This is a genomic window from Pseudomonas avellanae BPIC 631, assembly GCF_000444135.1.
Taxonomy (GTDB): Bacteria; Pseudomonadota; Gammaproteobacteria; order Pseudomonadales; family Pseudomonadaceae; genus Aquipseudomonas; species Aquipseudomonas avellanae.
On sequence record NZ_ATDK01000418.1, the window covers coordinates 1 to 1,033 of the forward strand.

The window sequence follows — 1,033 nt, forward strand, 5'->3', positions numbered from 1 at the left end:
AAACTCAAGAGAAACTATGAAAGCGTCATAGCAATGGCCTGCGCTTTTCTGTGGCTACCAATGTGAAACGGGAACAGACCCTAGGTCAAAGCGAATGGAGGCATAAATTTTTACCGAAACGCGATTTAAACGCTGCACCAGGCACAGTTCAATCCGACTATTTTTTGCGCGAGCAGCCTTTATGATCTAAAGTGCCGCGCTGAGAATCACATAGACAACCAACATGGAAGGAAGAAAAACTCATGGCTTTTGACGCTTATTTGAAAATAGAAGGTATCCCCGGCGAAGCGCTTGATGCCCAGTTCAAGGACTGGATCGAGCTGGAAGATTTCGACGTAGGAGCAACCCAGTCAGCTTCAGCAACTGCTACTAGTGCTGGTGGAGCTACGGGTGGTCGAGCACGTATGAGCGACCTCTTTTTTCGCAAGACCGTGGACAAATCTACACCGAAGCTTCATGAGGCATGCTGCAGCGGAAAGCACTTCAAAGAAGTTACCATTGCAGTCAATCGAGCGGGAGCAGAAAAGGTAAAGTATTTGGAGATCACACTTGAAGAAGTGATTATTTCATCGGTTACGCTAAACGGAAATGGTAGCGTTGAGGGCGGTTTTCCTACGGAAACAATACGTTTAAACTATGGTCGTATGAAAATGACATATACGCACCAAAAACGTACAGATGGTCAGGGCGGAGGCCAGGTTGTAGGTGGTTGGGACGGTATAGCCAATAAAGTATATGCCTGAAACCAAGAGGATTGCGTTCATGGTTTCTCCAACTGTTGACACGAACAAGATTGCATATTGCACCTATGAGCTGAATAGCCAGGCAACCAGTATGCTGCACTGCAGCAATAATGAGAGCTATGAGGCCTTCTCAGGAAGAGAAGGCTTTGTCAACGACCCAGCCGAGATTAGCAATGCTAAGTTAGGACCGCTGCCGCCCGGCAGATATTACATACTAGTGTACTGTTTTCGAAATAAGTTACCCATAACCTGCAAGCTAAGCTATTGATAAGATTTGAATTTTCCGTTAG

At 46.1% G+C, this 1,033-nt stretch carries 1 protein-coding gene and 1 pseudogene; both read left to right on the forward strand.

Going from position 1 to position 1,033, the window contains the following annotated elements; genetic code table 11:
* Positions 1-242 precede the first annotated feature (242 nt).
* Complete coding sequence (locus DW49_RS0123415; protein ID WP_024420627.1) at positions 243-743, forward strand: Hcp family type VI secretion system effector; 501 nt, start codon at positions 243-245, stop codon at positions 741-743.
* A gap of 19 nt (positions 744-762) precedes the next feature.
* Positions 763-960, forward strand: a pseudogene (locus DW49_RS1000000133795) (hypothetical protein); the annotation flags it as partial.
* Positions 961-1,033 lie beyond the last annotated feature (73 nt).

Excerpts from the sequence above, each read along its gene's own strand:
- DW49_RS0123415 (WP_024420627.1), top strand. The coding sequence starts at position 243 with ATGGCTTTTGACGCTTATTTGAAAATAGAAGGTATCCCCGGCGAAGCG.